The 23292-nt window shown below is 46.6% G+C and carries 23 protein-coding genes; all 23 read left to right on the top strand.

Annotated elements, in window-relative coordinates; all coding sequences use genetic code 11:
• Positions 1-16 precede the first annotated feature (16 nt).
• Entirely contained in the window at positions 17-1057 is a 1041-nt protein-coding gene (locus AB4209_RS18105; protein WP_017060686.1) for a PAS domain-containing sensor histidine kinase, read from the top strand.
• 33 nt (positions 1058-1090) lie between these two features.
• Entirely contained in the window at positions 1091-2500 is a 1410-nt protein-coding gene (locus AB4209_RS18100) for a sigma-54 dependent transcriptional regulator (protein WP_102321175.1), read from the top strand.
• Between the two features lie 132 nt (positions 2501-2632).
• Positions 2633-2944 (top strand): flagellar hook-basal body complex protein FliE, encoded by a 312-nt coding sequence (gene fliE, locus AB4209_RS18095; RefSeq protein WP_017060684.1) that lies wholly within the window; start codon positions 2633-2635, stop codon positions 2942-2944.
• 16 nt (positions 2945-2960) lie between these two features.
• The gene (gene fliF / locus AB4209_RS18090) at positions 2961-4703 is read left to right on the top strand and encodes a flagellar basal-body MS-ring/collar protein FliF (protein ID WP_372056782.1); all 1743 of its coding nucleotides are present in this window, start codon (positions 2961-2963) and stop codon (positions 4701-4703) included.
• On the top strand, positions 4696-5757 hold the full coding sequence (gene fliG, locus AB4209_RS18085; protein ID WP_017060682.1) for a flagellar motor switch protein FliG: 1062 nt from the start codon (positions 4696-4698) through the stop codon (positions 5755-5757). Before fliF ends, fliG begins: the two co-directional genes overlap by 8 nt.
• 124 nt (positions 5758-5881) lie before the next feature.
• Positions 5882-6682, top strand: a complete 801-nt coding sequence (gene fliH / locus AB4209_RS18080) for a flagellar assembly protein FliH (RefSeq protein WP_017060681.1) — start codon at positions 5882-5884, stop codon at positions 6680-6682.
• The gene (gene fliI, locus AB4209_RS18075) at positions 6682-8001 is read left to right on the top strand and encodes a flagellar protein export ATPase FliI (protein ID WP_372056780.1); all 1320 of its coding nucleotides are present in this window, start codon (positions 6682-6684) and stop codon (positions 7999-8001) included. Before fliH ends, fliI begins: the two co-directional genes overlap by 1 nt.
• A gap of 19 nt (positions 8002-8020) precedes the next feature.
• Entirely contained in the window at positions 8021-8458 is a 438-nt protein-coding gene (gene fliJ / locus AB4209_RS18070; RefSeq protein ID WP_372056778.1) for a flagellar export protein FliJ, read from the top strand.
• Between the two features lie 182 nt (positions 8459-8640).
• Entirely contained in the window at positions 8641-10770 is a 2130-nt protein-coding gene (locus AB4209_RS18065) for a flagellar hook-length control protein FliK (protein WP_372056776.1), read from the top strand.
• Between the two features lie 109 nt (positions 10771-10879).
• On the top strand, positions 10880-11368 hold the full coding sequence (gene fliL / locus AB4209_RS18060) for a flagellar basal body-associated protein FliL (RefSeq protein WP_017087926.1): 489 nt from the start codon (positions 10880-10882) through the stop codon (positions 11366-11368).
• 7 nt (positions 11369-11375) lie between these two features.
• Complete coding sequence (gene fliM, locus AB4209_RS18055) at positions 11376-12419, top strand: flagellar motor switch protein FliM (protein ID WP_017087925.1); 1044 nt, start codon at positions 11376-11378, stop codon at positions 12417-12419.
• Between the two features lie 29 nt (positions 12420-12448).
• Positions 12449-12859: a flagellar motor switch protein FliN gene (gene fliN / locus AB4209_RS18050; RefSeq protein WP_004736208.1), complete on the top strand. Its 411-nt coding sequence runs from the start codon at positions 12449-12451 to the stop codon at positions 12857-12859.
• A gap of 104 nt (positions 12860-12963) precedes the next feature.
• Positions 12964-13380, top strand: a complete 417-nt coding sequence (gene fliO / locus AB4209_RS18045) for a flagellar biosynthetic protein FliO (RefSeq protein ID WP_372056816.1) — start codon at positions 12964-12966, stop codon at positions 13378-13380.
• A complete protein-coding gene (fliP, locus tag AB4209_RS18040) occupies positions 13367-14296 on the top strand; it encodes a flagellar type III secretion system pore protein FliP (protein WP_017091072.1) in 930 nt (309 codons plus the stop codon). The genes fliO and fliP overlap by 14 nt, the downstream gene beginning before the upstream one ends.
• 11 nt (positions 14297-14307) lie before the next feature.
• Positions 14308-14577, top strand: coding sequence for a flagellar biosynthesis protein FliQ (gene fliQ / locus AB4209_RS18035; RefSeq protein WP_004736211.1), 270 nt, complete (start codon positions 14308-14310; stop codon positions 14575-14577).
• Between the two features lie 6 nt (positions 14578-14583).
• The gene (gene fliR, locus AB4209_RS18030; RefSeq protein WP_372056773.1) at positions 14584-15366 is read left to right on the top strand and encodes a flagellar biosynthetic protein FliR; all 783 of its coding nucleotides are present in this window, start codon (positions 14584-14586) and stop codon (positions 15364-15366) included.
• A gap of 9 nt (positions 15367-15375) precedes the next feature.
• Positions 15376-16506: a flagellar biosynthesis protein FlhB gene (flhB, locus tag AB4209_RS18025; protein ID WP_017064116.1), complete on the top strand. Its 1131-nt coding sequence runs from the start codon at positions 15376-15378 to the stop codon at positions 16504-16506.
• Positions 16507-16716: 210 nt separating this feature from the next.
• Complete coding sequence (gene flhA, locus AB4209_RS18020) at positions 16717-18816, top strand: flagellar biosynthesis protein FlhA (protein WP_017064115.1); 2100 nt, start codon at positions 16717-16719, stop codon at positions 18814-18816.
• 27 nt (positions 18817-18843) lie between these two features.
• Positions 18844-20406 carry a flagellar biosynthesis protein FlhF gene (flhF, locus tag AB4209_RS18015; protein ID WP_029235190.1) on the top strand — a complete coding sequence of 521 codons (1563 nt, stop codon included), beginning with the start codon at positions 18844-18846 and terminating at the stop codon, positions 20404-20406.
• Positions 20407-20419: 13 nt separating this feature from the next.
• A complete protein-coding gene (locus AB4209_RS18010; protein ID WP_017060668.1) occupies positions 20420-21307 on the top strand; it encodes a MinD/ParA family protein in 888 nt (295 codons plus the stop codon).
• Positions 21300-22034 carry an RNA polymerase sigma factor FliA gene (locus AB4209_RS18005; RefSeq protein WP_017060667.1) on the top strand — a complete coding sequence of 245 codons (735 nt, stop codon included), beginning with the start codon at positions 21300-21302 and terminating at the stop codon, positions 22032-22034. Before AB4209_RS18010 ends, AB4209_RS18005 begins: the two co-directional genes overlap by 8 nt.
• Positions 22035-22076: 42 nt before the next feature.
• Positions 22077-22445, top strand: coding sequence for a chemotaxis response regulator CheY (cheY, locus tag AB4209_RS18000; protein WP_016767062.1), 369 nt, complete (start codon positions 22077-22079; stop codon positions 22443-22445).
• A gap of 106 nt (positions 22446-22551) precedes the next feature.
• Positions 22552-23283: a protein phosphatase CheZ gene (locus AB4209_RS17995; RefSeq protein WP_372056770.1), complete on the top strand. Its 732-nt coding sequence runs from the start codon at positions 22552-22554 to the stop codon at positions 23281-23283.
• Positions 23284-23292: the final 9 nt, after the last annotated feature.

Genomic DNA, 23292 nt, shown 5'->3' with positions numbered 1-23292 from the left:
GAGGCAAATTTTTGACATGCGCGTATCTAACGAACCAGAAAATCAATCACACCTAGATTCTGTTGAACAGCAGGTTGAGCGCTATAAGCAAGTACTCGACGTGATGCCAGCTGGGGTTATCTTGTTAGATACACACGGCGAAGTGAGAGAAGCGAACCCTGAAGCGCATCGTATTCTTGGTGTTGAGTTGGTTGGCGAGAAGTGGTTTTCAGTGATTCAAAGTGCCTTTGACCCAAAAGACGATGACGGTCATGAGATCTCATTGAAGAACGGGCGAAAAGTGCGTTTGGCGATTTCAGCCTCTACCACGGGTCAGCTGATTTTGATTACCGATCTGACCGAGACCCGACTATTGCAGTCTCGCGTGAGTGATCTTCAGCGTTTGTCTTCATTAGGTAGAATGGTGGCCTCGCTTGCCCATCAAGTGCGAACGCCGCTTTCAAGTGCGATGCTGTATGCATCAAACCTTGCCGCGCCAAATCTGCCGCCGGCAACAAAAACGCGTTTTCAATCTAAGCTTATGGATAGATTGCATGACTTAGAGAAGCAAGTGAACGACATGCTGTTGTTTGCCAAAGGTGGTGACAACAAAGTCGTTAAGCCATTTACTGTGGCTGAATTGATCACTGAATTTCACCCTATGGTGGAAGCGGCATTGAAAACTAACCAGATTGATTATTGCCAAGAAGTTGAGGGCGAACAGACTCAAATGTTCGGCAACGCCAATGCTATCGCCTCAGCGTTAAGCAACCTAGTGTTGAACGCGGTTCAAATTGCGGGTAAGGAATCGCAGATCGATGTGTTTTTTAGGCCCGTAAATGGCGAGCTTAAGATATCAGTGCAAGACAGTGGCCCCGGCGTACCGAAAGAGCTTCAAGGTAAAATAATGGAACCCTTCTTTACCACTCGTTCACAAGGTACAGGTCTAGGCTTAGCGGTTGTACAAATGGTATGTCGAGCACATGAAGGCCGACTGGAATTGATATCAGAAGAAGGCGACGGCGCATGCTTTACCATGTGTCTACCGCTTGAAAGAAGTGCTTCTTCTGAAGACTAATAAGTTTTAACTGAATTTACACTGGAGAATCCTATGGCTCAAAGCAAAGTGTTAATCGTCGAAGATGATGAAGGTCTACGCGAAGCCCTTGTCGACACACTCGCGCTTGCTGGCTATGAATGGCTGGAAGCGGATTGTGCGGAAGATGCTCTGGTCAAATTAAAATCGAACTCCGTTGATATTGTCGTATCTGACGTGCAGATGGCGGGCATGGGTGGCTTGGCACTATTGAGAAACATTAAGCAGCATTGGCCAAATTTGCCGGTATTGCTAATGACAGCGTACGCCAACATCGAAGATGCCGTTGCTGCAATGAAAGAGGGCGCTATCGACTATATGGCAAAGCCATTTGCGCCAGAAGTGCTGCTCAACATGGTCAGCCGTTATGCGCCTGTAAAGTCGGATGACAACGGCGACGCTATCGTTGCTGATGAAAAAAGTATCAAGCTAATGATGCTGGCTGATAAAGTTGCGAAAACCGATGCCAACGTCATGGTGTTGGGCCCGAGTGGTTCTGGTAAAGAGGTGATGTCTCGCTACATTCACAATGCTTCTAGCCGAAAAGATGGCCCGTTTGTCGCGATTAACTGCGCGGCGATCCCAGACAACATGTTGGAAGCAACCCTGTTTGGCTACGATAAAGGCGCATTTACTGGTGCTATTCAAGCTTGCCCAGGTAAATTCGAGCAAGCGCAGGGCGGTACAATTCTGTTGGATGAGATCAGTGAAATGGATCTTAGCCTACAAGCCAAACTACTGCGTGTTTTGCAAGAGCGCGAAGTTGAGCGATTAGGTAGTCGTAAGAGCATCAAATTGGATGTTCGTGTATTAGCGACCAGTAACCGAGACCTTAAACAGTATGTTTCTGAAGGGAATTTCCGTGAGGATTTATACTATCGTTTGAATGTATTCCCAATTTCTTGGCCACCACTGTGTGAGCGAAAAGGTGATATTGAGCCTTTAGCTAAGCACTTAGTTGAGCGTCATTGCACCAAACTTGGTATGCCTGTACCGGTTATGTCAGCGCAAGCGATCAGTAAACTCGTCAATTATCCGTGGCCGGGCAATGTTCGCGAATTAGACAATGTGGTACAGCGTGCGTTAATATTGAGCGAACAAGAGAACATCTCTGGTGAGCACATTCTTCTTGAAGGTGTCGATTGGCAAGACGCAAGCAGCCTACAACAAATCGTTGAAGGCAGTGACGTAGCTGCGCCAGAAATCAAGCCGATTGCCGAAGCAAACCCAATCAATAAAATCGCGGCTAGCAGCGAAGGGTTAGGTAATGAGCTTAGAGATCAAGAGTATGCGATCATTCTTGAAACCCTGATTGCATGTAATGGTCGACGCAAAGATATGGCTGAAAAACTGGGTATTAGCCCTCGTACACTGCGTTACAAGTTGGCTAAAATGCGCGATGCTGGAATAGATATCCCAAACTGAGGATAGATTAGTAGTGTCAGCTTTCTGACTAGTGTAATACGATATCTAGTCAATTTAATGTGTGGCACGCTAATTGCTCTGTCAATAATATAGCTAAATAGATAGTCATAATTTTGACTCCTGAGGTAGTAGATGAGAATAGATGGTTTACAAGGCGAAATGCAGGCGATGATGGTCGAAGCTGCCAGCGCGCGTCCCGCAGCAACGGGGCAAGCGGTCGGTGCAGATTTTGGCAACATGCTGACTAATGCCATCAATAATGTGAACTCATTACAAAAGACTTCAGGTGATCTTCAAGCTCGTTTTGATAGTGGAGACCAAAGCGTATCCCTATCGGACGTGATGATTGCTCGTAATAAATCTAGTGTGGCTTTTGAGGCGACGATCCAAATTAGAAATAAATTGGTCGAATCGTACAAAGAGCTGATGAATATGCCGGTATAAGTTGGGTAGTTAAATAGTGGCAGATAATAGTCAAACAACAGATTTAACCGTAAGCGATAGCAACGACCACGCACTTATTGCAGGCTCTGAGCTAGACGGAGAAGGGCAAAATCCCGATCTAGGTGAACGCAGTTCATCGAAGTTCGATATGGCTGTCGGTGATCTTGATTTACTTCGTCAGGTCGTCTTAGTCCTTTCTATCTCTATCTGTGTAGCGCTGATTGTGATGCTGTTTTTCTGGGTAAAAGAGCCAGAAATGCGTCCATTAGGGGCTTACGAAACAGAAGAATTGATCCCCGTTCTTGATTACTTAGATCTGCAAAAGATCGATTACACGCTTGAAGGCAATACCATCTCAGTACCGGCGAGTGAGTACAACTCATTAAAGCTTAATATGGTACGAGCGGGTTTGAATCAAGAGCGAAACGCGGGTGATGACATCCTTATGCAAGACATGGGTTTTGGTGTATCACAACGTTTAGAACAAGAACGCCTTAAATTAAGCCGCGAAAGACAACTTGCCAAAGCCATTGAGCAGATGAAACAGGTGCGTAAAGCTCAGGTTTTATTGGCCCTGCCGAAGCAGAGTGTTTTTGTACGTCATAATCAAGAAGCCTCTGCTTCTGTATTCCTAACTCTAAAAACAGGTACTAACCTCAAGCAGCAAGAAGTGGATTCTGTTGTGGATATGGTGGCAAGTGCCGTTCCGGGAATGAAAACCTCACGTATTACGGTGACCGATCAGCATGGCCGATTGTTGAGCTCAGGCTCTCAAGACCCTATGTCAGCGGCGCGTCGTAAAGAACACGAGTTAGAGCGCAATCAAGAACAAGCGCTGCGTGAAAAAATTGACTCCATCCTGATTCCTATTCTTGGGTTTGGTAACTACACCGCTCAGGTTGATATCCAGCTCGATTTCAGTGCTGTGGAGCAAACCAGAAAACGTTTTGATCCGAATACACCGGCGACTCGAAGTGAATACACCTTAGAAGATTACAACAATGGAAATACGGTGGCGGGTATTCCGGGTGCGTTGAGTAACCAGCCTCCAGCGGATGCCTCAATTCCACAAGATGTGGCTCAGATGAAAGACGGCGCGATGACAGGTCAAGGCTCTGTTCACAAAGAAGCGACTCGAAACTTTGAGCTAGACACCACCATCAGTCATGAACGTAAACAGAGCGGCACGGTTAATCGTCAGACGGTTTCTGTTGCGATCAAAGACCGCCAATCCTTGAACCCAGATACGGGTGAAGTGGTTCATACTCCGATTCCGGCGAGCGAGATCAATGCGATTCGCCAAGTACTGATTGGTACGGTGGGCTTTGATGAAACTCGTGGTGATTTGCTCAACGTATTAAGCATGCAGTTTGCACCTCAAGTAACAGATGTTGTTGCTGATGTGCCAATCTGGGAGCATCCAAACTTCAATGATTGGGTTCGTTGGTTTGCAAGTGCCTTGGTTATCATTGTGGTGGTGTTGGTACTTGTTCGCCCTGCAATGAAGAAACTGTTTAACCCAGCAGCAGACAACGATGAACAGATGTACGGACCTGATGGCATGCCAATTGGTGCCAACGGCGAAACCAGCTTAATTGGTGGTGATATTGAAGGTGGTGAGCTGTTTGAATTTGGTTCAAGTATCGACTTACCAAACCTTCATAAAGACGAGGACGTGCTGAAAGCAGTACGTGCACTTGTAGCGAATGAACCAGAGCTAGCAGCTCAAGTAGTTAAGAATTGGATGGTAGATGGCTAACGAAATAGTTCCACAACAAACTGAAGGCGGTGAAGTGCTTGATGTCTCTAGCGTGGATATCGGCTCTATCTCAGGCGATGAGCGCGCTGCGATCTTGTTGCTCAGTTTAAATGAAGAAGATGCTGCTGGTATTATTCGTCACCTAGAGCCAAAGCAGGTTCAGCGTGTGGGTAGTGCGATGGCGCGAGCTACAGACCTATCCCAAGAGAAAGTAGGCGCTGTGCACCGTGCTTTCTTAGATGATATTCAGAAGTACACCAACATTGGTATGGGCAGCGAAGACTTCATGCGTAATGCGTTAGTTGCTGCTCTGGGTGAAGACAAGGCGAATAACCTTGTTGACCAAATCCTTCTCGGCACAGGTTCGAAAGGTTTGGATTCGCTTAAGTGGATGGATCCTCGTCAGGTGGCGAGCATTATCATCAACGAGCACCCTCAAATTCAAACTATTGTGTTGTCGTACCTCGATGCCGATCAATCGGCTGAGATCCTGTCTCAGTTCCCAGAGCGAGTTCGTCTGGATCTGATGATGCGTATTGCCAACCTTGAAGAAGTTCAACCTTCGGCGCTTGCTGAACTGAATGAAATCATGGAGAAACAGTTCGCGGGTCAAGCGGGTGCTCAAGCTGCCAAAATTGGTGGCCTGAAAGCCGCGGCTGAGATCATGAACTACATGGACAACAACGTGGAAGGCGTCTTGATGGATCAAATCCGTGACCAAGACGAAGACATGGCAACACAGATTCAAGATCTGATGTTTGTCTTTGAAAACCTTATTGAAGTTGATGACCAAGGTGTTCAACGACTACTACGTGATGTTCCACAAGATATTCTACAGAAAGCACTTAAAGGTGCAGATGAAGGTCTACGTGAGAAGATCTTCAAGAACATGTCTAAACGTGCTGCCGATATGATGAGAGACGATATTGAGGCGATGCCGCCAGTCAAAGTCTCTGATGTTGAAGCGGCTCAGAAAGAGATTTTGGGTATCGCGAGGAAGATGGCAGACAGTGGCGAAATTATGCTGTCTGGTGGCGCCGACGAGTTCCTTTAATACAGAAATCTCAAAAGCCCCACACTGTTGGGGCTTTTCTTTATCCAATCTCGAACCACAGATTAACTCAGTTTAACTGCTTGAATTCACAATACAGTTAAGCCACTCATAGATAGGTACTGATATGTCAGGTGATAGAAAACGCGGCTTCCTTCGCCCTGAAGAAGATAATACGGTTGCCCAACCTCAGAAATGGGGGCTGCCTGACTACACCTCTGACGTGAGCAAACAAGCCAAAGAAACCGCTTTTAACTACGACCCTAGTTGGATGCCAACGGTTGAAGAAGCCATTGAAGATGAAGAGCTGGTTCTGACTGAAGAGCAAATCGAGCTGATTAAACAAGGCGCTTATCAGGAAGGGCTGCATCAAGGCCAAGAGGCGGGCTTTAAGCAAGGCTATGAAAAAGGCAAAGAAGAAGGTTTTGCTGCCGGTCACGAAGAAGGCAACGAAGCCGGCAAGCTTGAAGGCGTAACCGCGGGTCAAGAGTACATTCAACAGCAGGTGGCCGTCTTCATGGGGCTGGCAAACCAGTTCGCTCAACCATTAGAGTTGATGAACGCTCAGGTGGAGAAGCAATTGGTCGACATGGTGCTTACCATGGTCAAAGAAGTGGTTCATGTTGAAGTGCAAACCAACCCACAAATCATATTAGATACCGTTAAAGAATCGGTAGAGTCGTTGCCGATTTCTGGTCACGCAATCACATTGAAACTCAATCCGGAAGATGTGGCGATCATTCGCTCTGCGTATGGCGAGACTGAATTGGACTGCCGTAATTGGACGCTGGTCGCAGAGCCAGCACTCAACCGTGGTGATGTACAAATTGAAGCGGGTGAGTCGAGCGTTAACTACCGCATGGAAGATCGTGTAAAGAACGTTATTCAAAATTTCTGCGGCGCAAACCGTCACCAAGGTCATGAGTAATGCTTGAGTTAGCGAATCGTCTCAGTCAGTACAAAGTCGAGGGGCTAAAATCGCGACCAATTGCCTCTGGTAAATTAGTACGCGTTGTTGGCTTAACGCTTGAAGCGACCGGCTGTAAAGCGCCAATCGGCAGTTTGTGTTTAGTCGAAACCATGTCTGGTCAGATGGAAGCCGAAGTCGTCGGTTTCTCTGGCGATAACCTATTTTTGATGCCGAGTGAGCAAATCACCGGGATCTTACCTGGCGCTCGCGTCACGCCAATGACTACCGAAAGTGGTATCCCTGTTGGAATGGAACTGCTCGGTCGAGTGATCGACGGCGTAGGTAATCCACTCGACGGTTTAGGTCCAATCTATACAGAGCAACGCGCTTCATTTAATGCGGAGCCAATCAACCCGTTAGCTCGTAAACCGATTTGTGAACCACTCGATGTCGGCTTGAAAGCCATTAATGGTTTGCTAACCGTGGGTAAAGGGCAACGTATCGGTCTGTTCGCAGGTTCTGGTGTAGGTAAGTCGGTCACGCTTGGGATGATGACTCGAGGTACTACTGCGCAAGTGGTTGTTGTTGGCTTAATCGGTGAGCGTGGACGAGAAGTTAAAGAGTTTATTGAAGAAATTCTTGGTGAAGATGGCCGTAAGCGTTCGGTTGTTGTGGCCGCTCCTGCCGACTCATCACCATTGATGCGCTTAAAAGGCTGTCAAACTGCGCTGGCTGTCGCCGAGTATTTCCGCGACCAAGGTTTAGATGTTCTGCTACTCATGGATTCATTGACCCGCTTTGCTCAGGCTCAGCGTGAAATTGCTCTGTCTGTGGGTGAGCCGCCAGCAACCAAAGGTTATCCGCCATCAGTCTTCGCTAAGCTTCCTGCGCTGGTGGAACGAGCAGGTAACGGCAATGATGAACAAGGTTCAATTACCGCTTTCTTTACCGTGTTAACCGAAGGCGATGACCTCCAAGATCCGATTGCCGATGCATCGCGAGCGATTCTCGATGGTCACGTTGTGTTGTCGCGTGAAATGGCTGATGCCGGTCATTATCCCGCGATTGATGTTGAGAAATCCGTCAGTCGTGTTATGCCGCAAATCACCACTGAAGAACATGTCTTGATGTCGAAAGCGGTAAGGCAAGTGCTGTCTATCTGCCGTAAAAACCAAGATTTGGTGTCGATTGGTGCTTACAAGCCAGGAACGGATCCAGCAATCGATAGTGCCTTCACGTTGAAACCAAAACTGGATGAGTACTTGCAGCAGAAGATGAAAGAGACCGTCCCATACGACATGTGCGTCAACATGTTGAAACATGTATTGGGTGGCTAACGGGTGAATAAGGTTAGTCATGGATAACGCATTAGAATTTTTGCTCGATCAAGCCAAAGATCAAGAGAACCAAGCGGTACTTGCGCTCAACAAAGCGAACTCTGAGCTGCAAGGCTACTATGAGCAGGTTGCGCAGATTGAAAAGTATCGACTGGATTACTGTCAGCAGCTCGTTGACCGCGGCAAGGCAGGCTTAACGGCGAGCCAATATGGTCACTTGAACCGCTTCTTAACTCAGTTGGATGAAACATTATCCAAACAGAGAGAAGCCGAGCACCACTTTAAAAATCAAGTCGACAACTGCCAAAGCTACTGGATGGAGTTACGCAAAAAACGTAAATCCTACGAGTGGTTGATGGAGAAAAAGCAGAAAGAGAAAGCAAAGCTGCAAGATCGAAGAGAACAAAAGCAAATGGATGAGCTTTCGACTCTGTTATACAGCCGAAAGAAGATGTGATCCTAAGCCACGAATGACGTCAGTGCTGTTCTCTATATTGTGAAAACCGAACTTATAGGCATGTTTCTTGCTCCGTTTTATATAAAATTGCGCGTTATGCCCACCAAAGGCATGAAAAGCATCCGACTTTCTTTTTGTTGCCTGATTCATGGCAGCAAAGCTAGTAGATAGAGCTTGTATATATGAATGTTAGTCTTTCCTCAAATTCAGCGACCAACAAAATGTCATCGTTGTTGGACACCGGTTCTGCCTCTTCCAAGGTAGAAGAAACCGGCGACTCTAAAGGTTTCTTTGAGTCCTTTAAAGAAGCGCTCGGCTTTGAAGAAAGTGACAGTAAAGTCGCAGCAAAAGACACAGAAAGCACTGCGAAACCTGATACTAAACAGACATCTACCGAAGGTGAAGCGTCAGCCGAAGCGAACAAAGGTGATTCCGCTGAATCAAAGGCTACTGACGAAGTGAGCGAAGCGCAAAGCAAGCAAGCAGCTTCAGAAGTAGAAGGCGAGAAAGCTGCTGATAAAACATCAGCAGAGGCTGCGTCTGGATCTGAGGCTCAGCTCAAAGCCAATTCGGGCACTGATAGCACTGTCGCTGATAAGACTGTTGCAGATAAGGCAGATGGTAAAGATGCGCAGGATACGACTAACGAGTCTAAAGAACATATTGCTCAATCCCAAACTCAGGGTCCATCAGCGGTAGATGGTGCTACGCAGGCATCGCAAGCCAATGCAGCGATGAGCGAAGGCAATAAATTGCTTGGTCAATTGGATGAGGCAAACAAAACCCTAAATCAAGCGCCAAACGGCAAAGGCTTGCCTCAGCAAGGTCAGGTAGAACAAGCCCAAGGTAATATCACCGGTGCTTCTGTTGCAGGAGTTTCCGTTACGGATAAGGCGACACAACAAGCTAAGGCTGCAAATCAGGAGAAGAGCCTTGAAGTCGATTCTGAAATCGCTGTACTTACCGGAGGTAAGGGTGTTTCTCAGCTAACTGATACTGAAATTCGACAGTTGATGGATAAAGGCGTCACTCCAGAACAAATTGAAGCCAGTATGAGCCGAGAGCTGAGCCAAAAGAATGCAGCTAGTGCGGTTGCTGCCGAGCAGAGCCAAGCATTGTCAGCCGTGGATATTGAACTGGCAAAGCAAGTAGATGCCCATACCAAAGCGCTAAACCAATTGAATGGACAAATCGAATCAGAGCAGTCTGTTGTCGATAGCTTGCTTGATAAGCAACAAAGTGGCGCTAAGTTGACGGTTGATGAGCAAGCCGCTTTGGCTAAAGCGACCTCTAACCTAGACCTGTTGAATCAACAGCTCGCTAACGTTCAACAACAAGTAACAGCTTTGCTAAGTCAAGCTCCGGCTGCGAACAGTGCGTCTGGTGAACCCACTGCTATCGATTGGGATAATACGGATTCAAGCGAAACTAAAGCCTTAGCTGCGGCAGCATCAACAGCAGCTGTAGCGACGGCTACACAACAAGTGTCAGCGCAGGCCGCTTCTCAATCAGCAAACAATGCTCTTACGGACAAGGCGGCAATGCTGCACGCCAATAATGCACATGCAGCCCAACAGGCCGCAGCTCAACAAGCTAATGTGGCTTCACCTCAGCAGCAAGCAACGTTGGATCCAGCTTTAACCGCGCAAGGAATGGCGATGAATGCAACGCCAGCTGCCACAAAAGCAGGCTCGACTGATACGCTTCTTAAAGCGGGCGCCGGTGCAGCAGCACTGTCTGGTTTGGGTAAAGCGGGTGCTAAAGAAGATTCTAAAGATTCGACCTTTGCTCAGCAGATCGCTTCTGCGGCTGGTGCACAAGGTACGGCAACGGTGGGTTCAGCACCTACGCGAGCTGAAATTCAAGCTGCTCAACAAGCGCCTTTACAGCTCACCAAAGAGCTAGCCAATGAGCAGGTCGCGGAAAAAGTCCAAATGATGATGTCTAAGAACCTCAAGAACTTGGACATTCGTCTCGACCCACCAGAATTGGGTCAGATGAAAATCCGCATGACCATGAATAATGATGTGGCGAACGTGCACTTTACGGTTAGTAATCAACAGGCAAGAGATGTGATTGAACAAACCTTACCTCGCCTGAGGGAGATGCTTGCTCAACAAGGTCTACAACTAGCCGATTCGTCAGTTCAGCAACAGAGCTCTGGTCAGGGGCAGGATAGATACAACAATGGTGAGCAACAATCCGGCACTCACCGCACAAATGATGGCCAAGGTGATGAAAACCTTGATAGTGGCAGCAATCTTGAATTGAATGTCGCATCAAAGCGTGATGGAATTAGTTATTATGCCTAATATCAGGCTAAGAACGCTTGGTTAAAAGAACCATCAGTTAATAGAAAGTACTGTTAGTTAATAGAAAAAACCGTCAGTTAATCGAAAGAACAGGAAGTTAGAGTAAAGTATGGCAGAAGAACAAGATGCACCTAAAGGGAAGAGCAAGCTCCTTATCATCATTATTGCCGTAGTCGTGTTACTGCTTGGTGTAGGTGGTGCGCTGCTCTTTTTCTTAGGCTCTGATGATAGCGCCTCTGAATCTCCGTCTCAGCCAGCCACTGCTGTGGTCGCTGCAGAGCCCGTTATGTATGTTAATATCCCTCAGCCTTTTTTGTTCAATGTGACAGGTGATAAAAAAGATCGCCTAGTTCAGATAAAAGCACAGATGATGGTTCGGGGCAGTAAGAATGAAGACCTGGCTCGTTACCACTCTCCACTCGTGGAAAGTACGCTCTTGGCGACGTTCGCCTCGGCAACGGTCGATCAATTGCGTTCACCCACTGGGCGAGTCGAACTGCGTAACAAGGCAACGGAAGATATCAAAGCAAGCCTGACTCAAGCTGTTGGCCAGCCTGTTATTGAAAAAGTGCTATTCACTGATTTTGTGATTCAGTAGGTAATTTGTGACCGATTTATTAAGCCAAGACGAAATTGACGCGCTATTACATGGCGTAGATGATGTTGAAGAAGTTGAAGATAGCGTAGAAGCTGATAACGACAGTGCGGTTAATTTCGACTTCTCTTCACAAGATCGAATTGTTCGTGGTCGAATGCCGACCCTTGAACTTATTAACGAGCGCTTTGCACGTCATTTGCGTATCAGTTTGTTTAACATGTTGCGTAAAACGGCTGAAGTGTCGATCAATGGCGTACAAATGATGAAGTTTGGTGAGTACCAAAACACATTGTATGTACCCACCAGTTTAAACATGGTTCGTTTCCGCCCGTTGAAAGGTACGGCGCTGATCACTATGGAAGCACGCCTTGTATTTATTCTTGTAGAAAACTTTTTTGGTGGTGACGGCCGTTTCCACGCCAAGATTGAAGGCCGTGAATTCACGCCAACAGAAAGACGAATTATTCAGTTACTGCTGAAAATTGTTTTTGAAGATTACAAAGAAGCTTGGTCTCCAGTAATGGGGGTTGAGTTTGAATACTTGGATTCTGAAGTGAACCCAAGTATGGCGAATATTGTGAGCCCAACAGAAGTGATTGTTGTGAGTTCATTCCACATTGAAGTGGATGGCGGTGGCGGTGACTTCCACGTCGTGATGCCTTATTCCATGGTTGAGCCGATTCGTGAATTGTTGGACGCTGGTGTTCAATCAGACAAAATGGAAACTGACGTTCGTTGGAGTTCGGCATTGCGTGATGAAATCATGGATGTACCCGTTAACTTTCGTGTGAACTTGTTAGAGCAAGATATTTCTCTGCGTGATTTGATGGAGCTGCGCCCAGGGGATGTCATTCCCATGAATATGCCTGAACACGCGACGATGTTTGTCGAAGAACTGCCAACGTATCGTGTGAAAATGGGGCGTGCGGGTGAAAAACTCGCAGTACAGATTTCGGAAAAAATTCGAAGACCAAGTGTGGTCAAAACTGATCTCGCTTTTCTAGGCAAAGACCTAATGTCTGAGCTCGAAAACAGCGATGATGACGAATAGCAAAATAGATAAAAGTATAGGAATTGGTAATGGAACCTAGTGAAGATCAAAAGCTAGCAGACGAATGGGCTGCAGCACTTGGTGAAGACCCTTTAGCACCGTCAATTGATGTTGATGATGTGCTTGCGGCACCACTTGATGAGCTAACCGATTCATCATCTCCGATTTCTGAAGATGAGCGTCGTAAACTGGATACCATCATGGATATCCCAGTGACTATCTCGATGGAAGTTGGCCGTTCTCAGATCAGTATCCGTAACTTACTTCAATTGAACCAAGGTTCGGTTGTAGAGCTCGATAGAATTGCTGGTGAGTCACTAGATGTGATGGTTAACGGTACTCTGATTGCTCACGGAGAGGTGGTTGTGGTGAACGACAAATTTGGTATTCGTTTGACTGACGTAATTAGCCAAACAGAACGAATTAAGAAGCTACGTTAATGCGCTTTTCGCCAAAAAGATTGGTGGGCTCGTCTCGCGGGATAGCTGGTTTGTTTCGCGGAGTAACGGGTTTTTTTCGTGGAATTACCTGCTTGTTTCGCGGAATGACTGGCTTGTTTCGTGAAATCATAAGCTTGTCCCGTGTAATATTGGGAATAGGGCTGTTGTCTACGCCTTCTATTGCCTTTGCTGCGCCTCCTTCTCTAGATTTAGCGACCACTTTTGGGTCGCTAATTTTCGTTATCGCCTTCATCTTATTTATTGCTTGGTTACTCAAGCGAATGCAAGTGCCTGCGATGTCGAATCAACAAGGTTTGGCGATTGTTAGGCAAATTCCTGTTGGTACTAAAGAACGCATTGCGATTGTGCAAGCAGGTGATGAACAGTTCTTAGTCGGCATTACCACACAGTCGATTCAGCTGATCTCTAAGCTCGATAAACCTCTTACTCAGGAGATGCTGGAAAAAAGTACATTTTCAAGTCAGCTTTCCCAGCTAATTAAAAAAGATGCAAACAAGTAACGGACTTTTTACCTCATCTTACCTTTGCCAAATCGGATCTTTTCGAGTGGTAAAAGCGTTGTTGGTTCAGCTCATTCTCCTCTGTTCTTTCGTGTTCAGTGTGTCGGTATTTGCACAGGCTGAAGATGGCACCGTCATTCCAGCGAATACAGCAGGCTCAGAGTCGGTTACCATCAGCACGATGGAACAAGACCAAGCTAAATCGCAAACCATGACCACTGGTAGTTTAACGGGTAATGGTGGTGGCATTCCTGCCTTTACCATGACCACCAACGCCAATGGCGGTGAAGACTACTCGATCAATTTACAGATATTGGCCCTAATGACCATGCTTGGCTTCTTGCCGGCAATGGTAATTTTGATGACGTCGTTCACCCGTATTGTGGTGGTGATGTCTATTTTGCGTCAGGCGATGGGTCTCCAACAAACGCCTTCAAACCAAGTGATTATTGGTATCGCGATATTTTTGACCTTTTTCATCATGTCACCAGTGATCAATCAAGTGAATGAGCAAGCGGTTCAGCCTTATCTCAATGAACAAATATCGGCACGACAGGCGTTCGACGTTGCGCAAGGCCCGATTAAGTCTTTCATGCTCAAACAAACCCGAATCAAAGATCTAGAAACCTTTGTTGAGATCTCGGGTGCGGAAGTGACTAACCCTGAAGATGTTTCCATGGCGGTTCTGATTCCAGCGTTTATCACATCGGAGTTGAAAACGGCTTTCCAAATTGGCTTCATGCTGTTCTTACCTTTCTTAATCATCGACTTGGTGGTCGCCTCGGTATTGATGGCTATGGGTATGATGATGTTGTCACCGATGATTGTATCGTTACCATTTAAGTTGATGCTGTTCGTTCTTGTTGATGGTTGGAACTTGATACTCTCCACTCTCGCCGGCAGTTTTGCCTTGTAGCTGGGGGAATAATGAATCCTGAAATATTCGTAGAGTTGTTCCGAGATGCACTTTGGATGGTACTGATAATGGTATGTGCCATTATTATTCCTAGCCTATTGATTGGTTTAGTCGTAGCGGTTTTCCAAGCTGCGACGTCTATCAACGAACAAACATTGAGTTTCCTACCGCGTTTGATCGTGACGTTATTGGCGTTGATGATGTTTGCTCACTGGATGACTCAGATGATGATGGAGTTTTTTTTCGAACTCATCGAACGCTTGCCGCAAGTTCTGTATTAAACCAATATGGAATACCCAACGAGCCTTGTACTAGAGTGGTTAGCCAATTATTTTTGGCCATACACTCGCATCTCAGCCATGCTGATGGTGATGACGGTAACAGGGGCACGCTTTGTGTCGCCGCGTATCCGTCTGTATTTAGGTTTGGCGATCACCTTTGCTGTGATGCCCGCAATCCCAGCTGTTCCTAAAGAGATCGAGCTGCTGTCCTTCCAAGGATTCTTGACGGTATTTGAACAAATCGTGATTGGTGTCGCCATGGGGTTTGTTACTCAGTTTTTGATTCAAACTTTTGTTATGCTCGGTCAGATTTTAGGTATGCAATCGAGCTTGGGTTTTGCCTCAATGGTCGACCCGGCTAACGGGCAAAACACGCCGGTACTTGGTCAACTGTTCATGCTGCTTGCGACCATGTTCTTCTTGGCGACCGATGGTCACTTGAAAATGCTGCAGCTGGTGGTGTTTAGTTTTAAGACCTTGCCGATTGGCAGTGGATCGTTGACCTCTGTTGATTTTCGAGAGCTCGCATTGTGGCTCGGTATCATGTTCAAAACGGCATTGGCGATGTCCTTGTCGGGCATTATCGCGCTGCTAACGATTAACCTCTCTTTTGGTGTAATGACGCGTGCGGCACCTCAGTTAAACATCTTTTCTTTGGGTTTTGCATTTGCGCTACTCGTGGGTCTGTTGCTTTGTTGGTACATCCTTGGCGGCTTATATAGTCACTATGAGCTATTTTGGATGCAGGGCGAACAACAGATATGTCGTCTAATCCGGTTAGATTGCTAGGAGACTGAAATGGCAGAGTCAGACGGTCAAGAACGCACAGAAGACGCCACGCCCAAACGCTTGCAACAGGCCAAAGAGAAAGGGCAGGTTGCAAGGTCAAAAGAGCTAGCGTCAGCGTCGGTACTTATTGTCGGTGCAATTGCATTAATGTGGTTTGGCGAATCGATGGCGAAGGCTTTGTTCGAGGCCATGCAACGTCTGTTCTCTTTGAGTCGCGACGAAATTTTTGACACTAACAAACTCCTAGAAATCGCTGGTGGTGCACTGGTGAACCTGCTGTTCCCGCTGTTTTTGATACTGATAACCTTGTTTGTTGCTGCCGTCATCGGCGCTGCGGGTGTCGGTGGGATTAACTTCTCAATGCAAGCAGCAATGCCTAAGGCGTCTAAGCTCAACCCACTCAGTGGCATCAAGCGTATGTTTGGCCTGCAAAGCTGGGTTGAACTGCTCAAGTCTATTCTTAAAGTAGCGCTCGTATCGGGGATGGCGATTTATCTGATTCAAGCCTCTCAGCATGATTTAATGCAGCTGAGTATGGATGTGTACCCACAGAACATCTTCCATGCCTTGGATATCTTGCTCAATTTCATCCTGTTGATCAGTTGCTCGCTGCTTATTGTGGTGGCGATTGATATCCCGTTCCAGATCTGGCAACACGCCGATCAATTGAAGATGACCAAACAAGAAGTCAAAGACGAATTCAAAGACACTGAAGGTAAGCCGGAAGTGAAAGGCCGAATTCGTATGCTTCAAAGGGAAGCGGCTCAGCGTCGTATGATGGCCGATGTGCCGCAAGCGGACGTGATAGTCACCAACCCAGAGCACTTCTCAGTGGCGCTGCGCTACAAGCAGAATCAAGACAAAGCACCAATTGTGGTTGCTAAAGGTGTCGACCACATGGCGATGAAGATCCGAGAGATTGCGCGTGAAAATGACATCTATATCGTTCCAGCGCCGCCATTGGCGAGGGCGCTTTATCATACCACTGAGCTAGAACAACAAATTCCTGACGGTCTGTTTACAGCAGTTGCACAAGTGCTTGCATATGTTTTCCAGCTTAAACAGTACCGAAAACGAGGTGGTGAGCGACCAAAGCTGCAAGATTCTAATATGCCGATCCCACCTGATTTACGTCATTAGATCAATTGCTTGAGCTCTGCGTGATGAACCCTGATAATAGCGAGCTAGCTAATCTTCCTTTTATAGAGGTGATGGCGATAATTTGACGTGAGATGTTGGTACAGTGTTTGCTGTAGTAGCCTGAACATTATAAGCCCATAGCAAACAGCCCTGACTAAGACCTAATCCACTTGTTCAGAGAGCTACAACATAGCGAAACTGTCTAGATTTATGAAATTCTCCCTGCCTTTTGTGGACAAGCTACCTAAAATCCCTAACCGTGCCATGCCTGCGATTGGTGCACCTGTTATGGTACTTGCAACGCTTGCTATGGTGGTGTTGCCCATTCCAGCTTTCTTGTTGGATATGTTCTTCACCTTCAATATTGCACTGTCTATGGTTGTGCTATTGGTATCGGTTTATACCCGCAGGCCTTTAGATTTCGCTGCATTCCCGACCGTCCTGCTGATTGCGACTCTACTTCGATTGGCCTTGAACGTTGCTTCGACACGTGTGGTATTGCTCCATGGTCACGAAGGTGGCGACGCGGCAGGTAACGTGATTGAAGCCTTCGGTAACGTGGTTATCGGTGGTAACTACGCGGTTGGTTTAGTGGTGTTCTTGATTCTTATGATCATCAACTTCATGGTTGTAACCAAAGGTGCGGGTCGTATCTCGGAAGTAAGCGCGCGTTTCACGTTAGACGCCTTACCGGGTAAACAGATGGCAATCGATGCCGACTTGAACGCAGGTTTGATCGACCAAGACCAAGCGCGTCTGAGACGTTTTGAAGTCACCAAAGAAGCTGACTTCTACGGTTCGATGGACGGTGCTTCTAAGTTTGTTAAAGGCGATGCGATCGCTGGTATCTTAATCTTATTCATCAACATCATTGGTGGCTTGAGCATTGGTATGGCTCAGTTTGATCTTGGTTTTGGTGAAGCAATCGAAATCTACACGCTACTGACTATCGGTGATGGTCTGGTTGCACAAATTCCATCTCTATTACTGTCTATTGCAGCTGCGATGATGGTAACGCGCCAAAATACTGATGAAGATATGGGTGAGCAACTTGTCTTCCAGATGTTCGACAATCCAAAAGCCTTGATGATCACCGCCGCCATCCTTGGCATCATGGGTATTGTTCCGGGTATGCCACATTTCTCGTTCTTGAGCCTTGCCATCGTTGCAGGCGCGGGGGCGTATTACATCGATAAAAAGAACAAGAAGAAGGCGGAAGAGCCTAACCTTCCGGCGACAGTTGAAGCGAATGGAGAAGTAGGCTCTCAGAAGGAGCTCTCTTGGGATGATGTTCAACCTGTCGATATTATTGGTTTAGAAGTGGGTTACCGTTTAATTCCTTTGGTTGATAGAGACCAAGGTGGTGAATTGCTTGAACGCGTTAAAGGTGTGCGTAAAAAGCTGTCTCAAGACTTTGGTTTCTTGATCCCAGCGGTACACATTCGCGATAACCTAGAACTGACACCAAACAGCTACCGTATTACCCTGATGGGTGTTGCTGTGGGTGAAGCTGAGATTAAGCCAGACATGGAGCTCGCGATTAACCCGGGCCAAGTCTATGGCATGATCGATGGCGAGCCGACGATTGACCCTGCCTTTGGCCTTGAAGCGGTTTGGATTCGTGAAGAGCAGCGTGAACACGCACAAGCTCTAGGTTATACCGTTGTAGATTCTTCTACAGTACTGGCGACACACCTTAGCCAGCTGCTAACCAACAACGCATCGCAGCTCATTGGCCACGAAGAAGTTCAGAACTTACTTGAGATGCTCAGCCGCTCAACACCTAAGCTGGTGGAAGGTTTTGTACCGGATCAATTGCAGTTGGGTGTGGTTGTGAAAGTGCTACAGAACCTGCTGAATGAAGCGATTCCAATTCGTGACATTCGAACCATAGTCCAAACTTTGTCGGAGTATTCAGGTAAGAGTCAAGAACCTGACATACTTACTGCGGCGGTTCGCATCTCATTGAAACGATTAATTGTTCAGGAAATCAATGGTATAGAGCCCGAGTTACCAGTGATAACCTTGATTCCTGAGCTGGAACAAATCTTGCATCAAACCATGCAGGCATCCGGCGGAGAATCTGCTGGTATTGAACCTGGTTTAGCCGAACGTTTACAGACCTCTCTCAGCCACGCTACACAAGAGCAAGAGCTGAAAGGTGAGCCCGCGGTACTATTGACCTCTGGCGTGTTGCGTTCGACTCTGGCTAAGTTCGTGAAGAACACGATCCCAAGCTTGCGAGTCTTGTCTTACCAAGAAATACCGGACGAAAAGCAGATACGTATAGTACAAGCTGTTGGTAATTAAGCCGCCTAATTAGAACGGACAATCGAATTGAAAATTAAACGATTTTTTGCAAAAGATATGCGAACGGCTCTGCTCCAAGTTAAAGAAGAACTTGGTTCAGAAGCGGTGATCATGTCTAACAAAAAGGTCGCAGGTGGCGTGGAAATTGTTGCCGCTATTGATGGCGAATCCAGCCCGTCGACAGCGAGCCAGAGATTAAATAAACCTCAGCAGCCTGCACAAAGCCAATATACGCAAATGGCCGCGCCCGCAGCTCCTGCTGGGCGACGTCAACTAGACGATGACAAGGTTAGCCTACAGTCGAATGTTGAAGGTGGACGCTCAATGACTAAGCGCTTTGCGAATATGCTTAAGCAATACAGTCATGGCGCCGATGATGAGCCACAGCATCGTGCAGAAAATGAAGATTCATTGTCAGCATTGCTCAATCGCCAATCAAGCACGGGCCATAAGCCTCATAGTCATCAGACTCAAAGCAATTTGCAGTCTCATGGCCATCAGCAATCTCACGGTAACCAACAGTCTCACGGAAATCTTGATTCTGCATTTGCTCGTGAAACGGGTTTGTCTAAGTTGATTGCTGAAGACCGCAGAGTAGAGCGCCCGACACCTCGCTTGGATCCTACCCGTTATGATCGTGGTCGAGAGAACACTCAGTCCAAAGGTTCTGATACTGAAATGGAAACGATGCGCGAAGAGATGACCTCAATTCGTCGTCTGTTAGAGCATCAAGTTTCTGGGTTGATGTGGCAAGAAGTTGAGCGCCGTGAACCACTGAGAGCCATGCTTATTAAGCGCCTTGAACGTATGGGTGTATCTGCAGAGCTTGCCGATCAAATGGCTTGCTACATTCCTGAAGATACTAAACCTGCACGTGCATGGAAGGCTCTGTTAGCTCTGGTTGCTGACCAAATCTCCGTTACACAAAAAGATATTTTAAAACGCGGCGGTATTGTGGCTCTACTTGGCCCAACCGGCGTGGGTAAAACAACGACTGTTGCAAAGCTAGCTGCACGTGCTGCCATGGAATATGGCGCTGATAACGTCGCACTAGTGACAACTGACACATATCGTATAGGTGCACATGAGCAGTTATCGATCTACGGCCGAATTATGGGTTGTCCTGTAAGAGTTGCTAAAGATTCTAGCGAACTGGCCGATGTAATATATCAGTTACGTAATCGTCGCCTGATTCTGGTCGATACTGCAGGCATGGGACAACGAGATGTTCGCCTATCTGAGCAGTTAGACACATTGATGCAAGAGAGTGGTTCCGTTATCAATAGCTACCTTGTGTTGCCTGCAACCGCGCAACGCAAAGTGCTGCAAGAAACAATTGAACACTTTAGAAGAATCCCGTTGTCGGGATGCATCATGACTAAGCTGGATGAATCCCTAAGTCTAGGTGAATTCATCAGTGTCGTAATACAAAATGCATTACCAGTTGCTTACATAGCAAATGGTCAACGAGTTCCTGAAGATATCGTTATAGCTCAGCCAAAGTACATGATTGCTAAGGCTAATGAGCTATTAGAAAAATCTACAGAGAATGAACCTCATTACTGGAATAGCGATTCTGAAGGGCTCTAGGCGGCGGATAAATATGAATGAAAATATGATACATGACCAAGCTAGCGGCCTCCGTCGCTTAACCAAGCCTTCACTCACAAAAGTTATCGCTGTAACCGGTGGTAAGGGAGGCGTTGGTAAATCTAATGTGACGTTAGGTATGGCTATTTGCATGGCGCGCCAAGGCAAAAAAGTCATGGTGCTAGATGCCGATTTAGGACTAGCGAACGTCGATATCATGCTAGGTATTCGTTCTAAACGAAACCTTGGGCATGTGTTGGCTGGCGAATGTGAACTTAAGGATGCGATTGTCGAAGGGCCGCACGGAATTAAAATTATTCCAGCGACATCGGGCACTCAAAGCATGACTGAACTTTCACACGCACAGCATGCTGGTTTGATTCGCGCATTCGGTTCGCTTGAAGACGAGATGGATATCTTGTTGGTTGATACCGCAGCCGGTATTTCGGACATGGTGATCAGCTTCTCAAGAGCGGCGCAAGACGTGGTTGTCGTGGTATGTGATGAACCTACCTCGATCACGGATGCATATGCTTTGATTAAGCTTTTAAGCAGAGAACACCAAGTTCAGCGATTCAAAGTTGTTGCAAATATGGTCAGAAGCTACCGCGAAGGCCGAGAATTATTTGCAAAGTTGACTTTGGTCACAGAGCGCTTCTTGAATGTGAGCCTCGAACTCGTAGCATGTATTCCTTTAGATGATAAAGTACGTCAATCAGTCAAGAGACAGAAAATCGTAGTCGATGCGTTTCCTCGCTCTCCAGCTGCATTGGCAATCAGCTCTTTGGCTAACAAAGCCTTGACCTGGCCAATACCAAAAACACCGAGCGGACACTTGGAGTTCTTTGTTGAAAGGCTGCTGAATCGTACTGAATTTATAGAGGAACCATTTGGTGAATAAAGCGCTTACTTACGACCAACACGCTAATCACAATAGCCAACAGGCTTTTTTTGAGAAGTACTCTGTGTTGGTTAAACGTATCGCTCATCACTTGTTGGGGCGATTACCGCCTAATGTATTGGTTGATGACTTAATTCAAGCTGGCATGATCGGCTTGATTGAAGCGCAACAAAACTATGATGGTACCAAAGGCGCAAGCTTTGAGACGTATGCTGGTATTCGGATTCGCGGGGCAATGTTGGATGACATTCGCCGTGGGGACTGGGTGCCGAGATCGGTTCATAAGAATAATCGAGAAATCAGCAGTGCAATTGCGGAATTAGAGGGTATCCTCAACCGCGACCCGAGTGATGCCGAAGTGGCAAAACACATGGGGCTCAGTTTAGAGCAGTATCACAGTGCTTTAACTGACATTAATTGCTCAAGACTGGTTGGAATTGAAGATTTAGGCGTCTCAGATGATGTAATATCTCCGAATGAAGACTCTCAAGATAATACGCCTTTTCAAGGGGTTGCTGATGAGTCATTCCGCCAAGCTTTGATCGATTCGATAAAACAACTTCCGGAAAGGGAAGGCCTTGTGCTTTCGCTTTATTACGACGAAGAACTCAATTTAAAAGAGATTGGGGAAGTGTTAGGTGTCAGCGAATCTCGTGTCAGCCAAATACTGAGCCAATCTATGCAGCGTTTACGCACTAAGTTAAGTGCTTGGACACAGAACGACTAACAACACTGATCCTATTCAGTGGAGGCTAATTTGAACAAAAACATGAAAATTCTCATTGTTGATGATTTTTCAACGATGCGCCGAATTGTTAAAAACCTACTTCGCGATTTAGGTTTCAACAACACTCAAGAAGCAGATGATGGCTTGACCGCGTTACCTATGCTGAAAAAAGGCGAATTTGATTTCGTGGTAACTGACTGGAACATGCCAGGCATGCAAGGGATTGACCTGCTTAAACACATTCGCGCAGACGCAGAACTTAAGCACCTTCCAGTGCTTATGATCACTGCGGAAGCGAAGCGTGAGCAGATCATCGAAGCAGCGCAAGCGGGTGTTAATGGTTACATTGTGAAGCCTTTCACTGCTGCAACGCTGAAAGAGAAACTTGATAAGATTTTTGATCGCTTATAAGCATCAATAAGTTTTAGGCACTTCTAGGCAAACACTGACCGATAAGATCTCTGTTTATCTCGATAGCCTAAGCGCACAAAGTATGCGGAGTAAGGCCGAACTCAGGATGATTTCATTAGAACAAGCAAAAAAATTAGTAGAGCTGCTTGAGAACGATAAGCAGCAAGATGCTGATTCTCTTGTTAGAAGCATTTATGAAGACAATTTTAGTCTTCAAGACAATCCAATGCTTCAAGAAATAGGAAGTTTGACTCGCGACCTCCATGACTCTTTGACTCAATTCAATTTCGATGAGCGCATCAGCGTTATCGCAAATGATGAAATCCCTGACGCAAGGGATCGCCTTCAGTATGTCATTGATAAAACGGAAGTTGCGGCAAATAAGACGATGGACGCCGTCGATCGTTGTATGCCAATTGCAGACAACCTACACGAGTGTTTACTTCAAGTAAGGCCTCAATGGAATGAACTGATGCATGGCCGCATTGAGCTGGCACAATTTAAAGCTTTATGTCACCGCATTGATGGATTGCTTGTCCAAGTAGAAGGCGACAGTACTGAACTACGCGGACAATTGACTGAAATCTTGATGGCTCAGGATTTCCAAGATTTAACTGGGCAGATAATCAGCAAAGTTATTACCTTGGTGAATGAGGTGGAAGGACGTTTGGTCGAGATTCTCACGGTATTCGGTGCGAATCAAAAAGAGCCAACTCCAGAGTCAGAGAAGAAAGCATCGATTGCGCCTGAAGGTCCAATTATGAACCCAGAAGAGCGCGAAGACGCTGTCGCATCTCAAGATGAAGTCGACGATTTGTTATCCAGTCTTGGATTTTAAAGGTAACGT

Source organism: Vibrio sp. 10N.286.48.C11 (genome assembly GCF_041469805.1).
GTDB classification, from domain to species: Bacteria; Pseudomonadota; Gammaproteobacteria; order Enterobacterales; family Vibrionaceae; genus Vibrio; species Vibrio crassostreae_C.
This window is presented reverse-complemented; position numbering and strand designations above follow the sequence as displayed.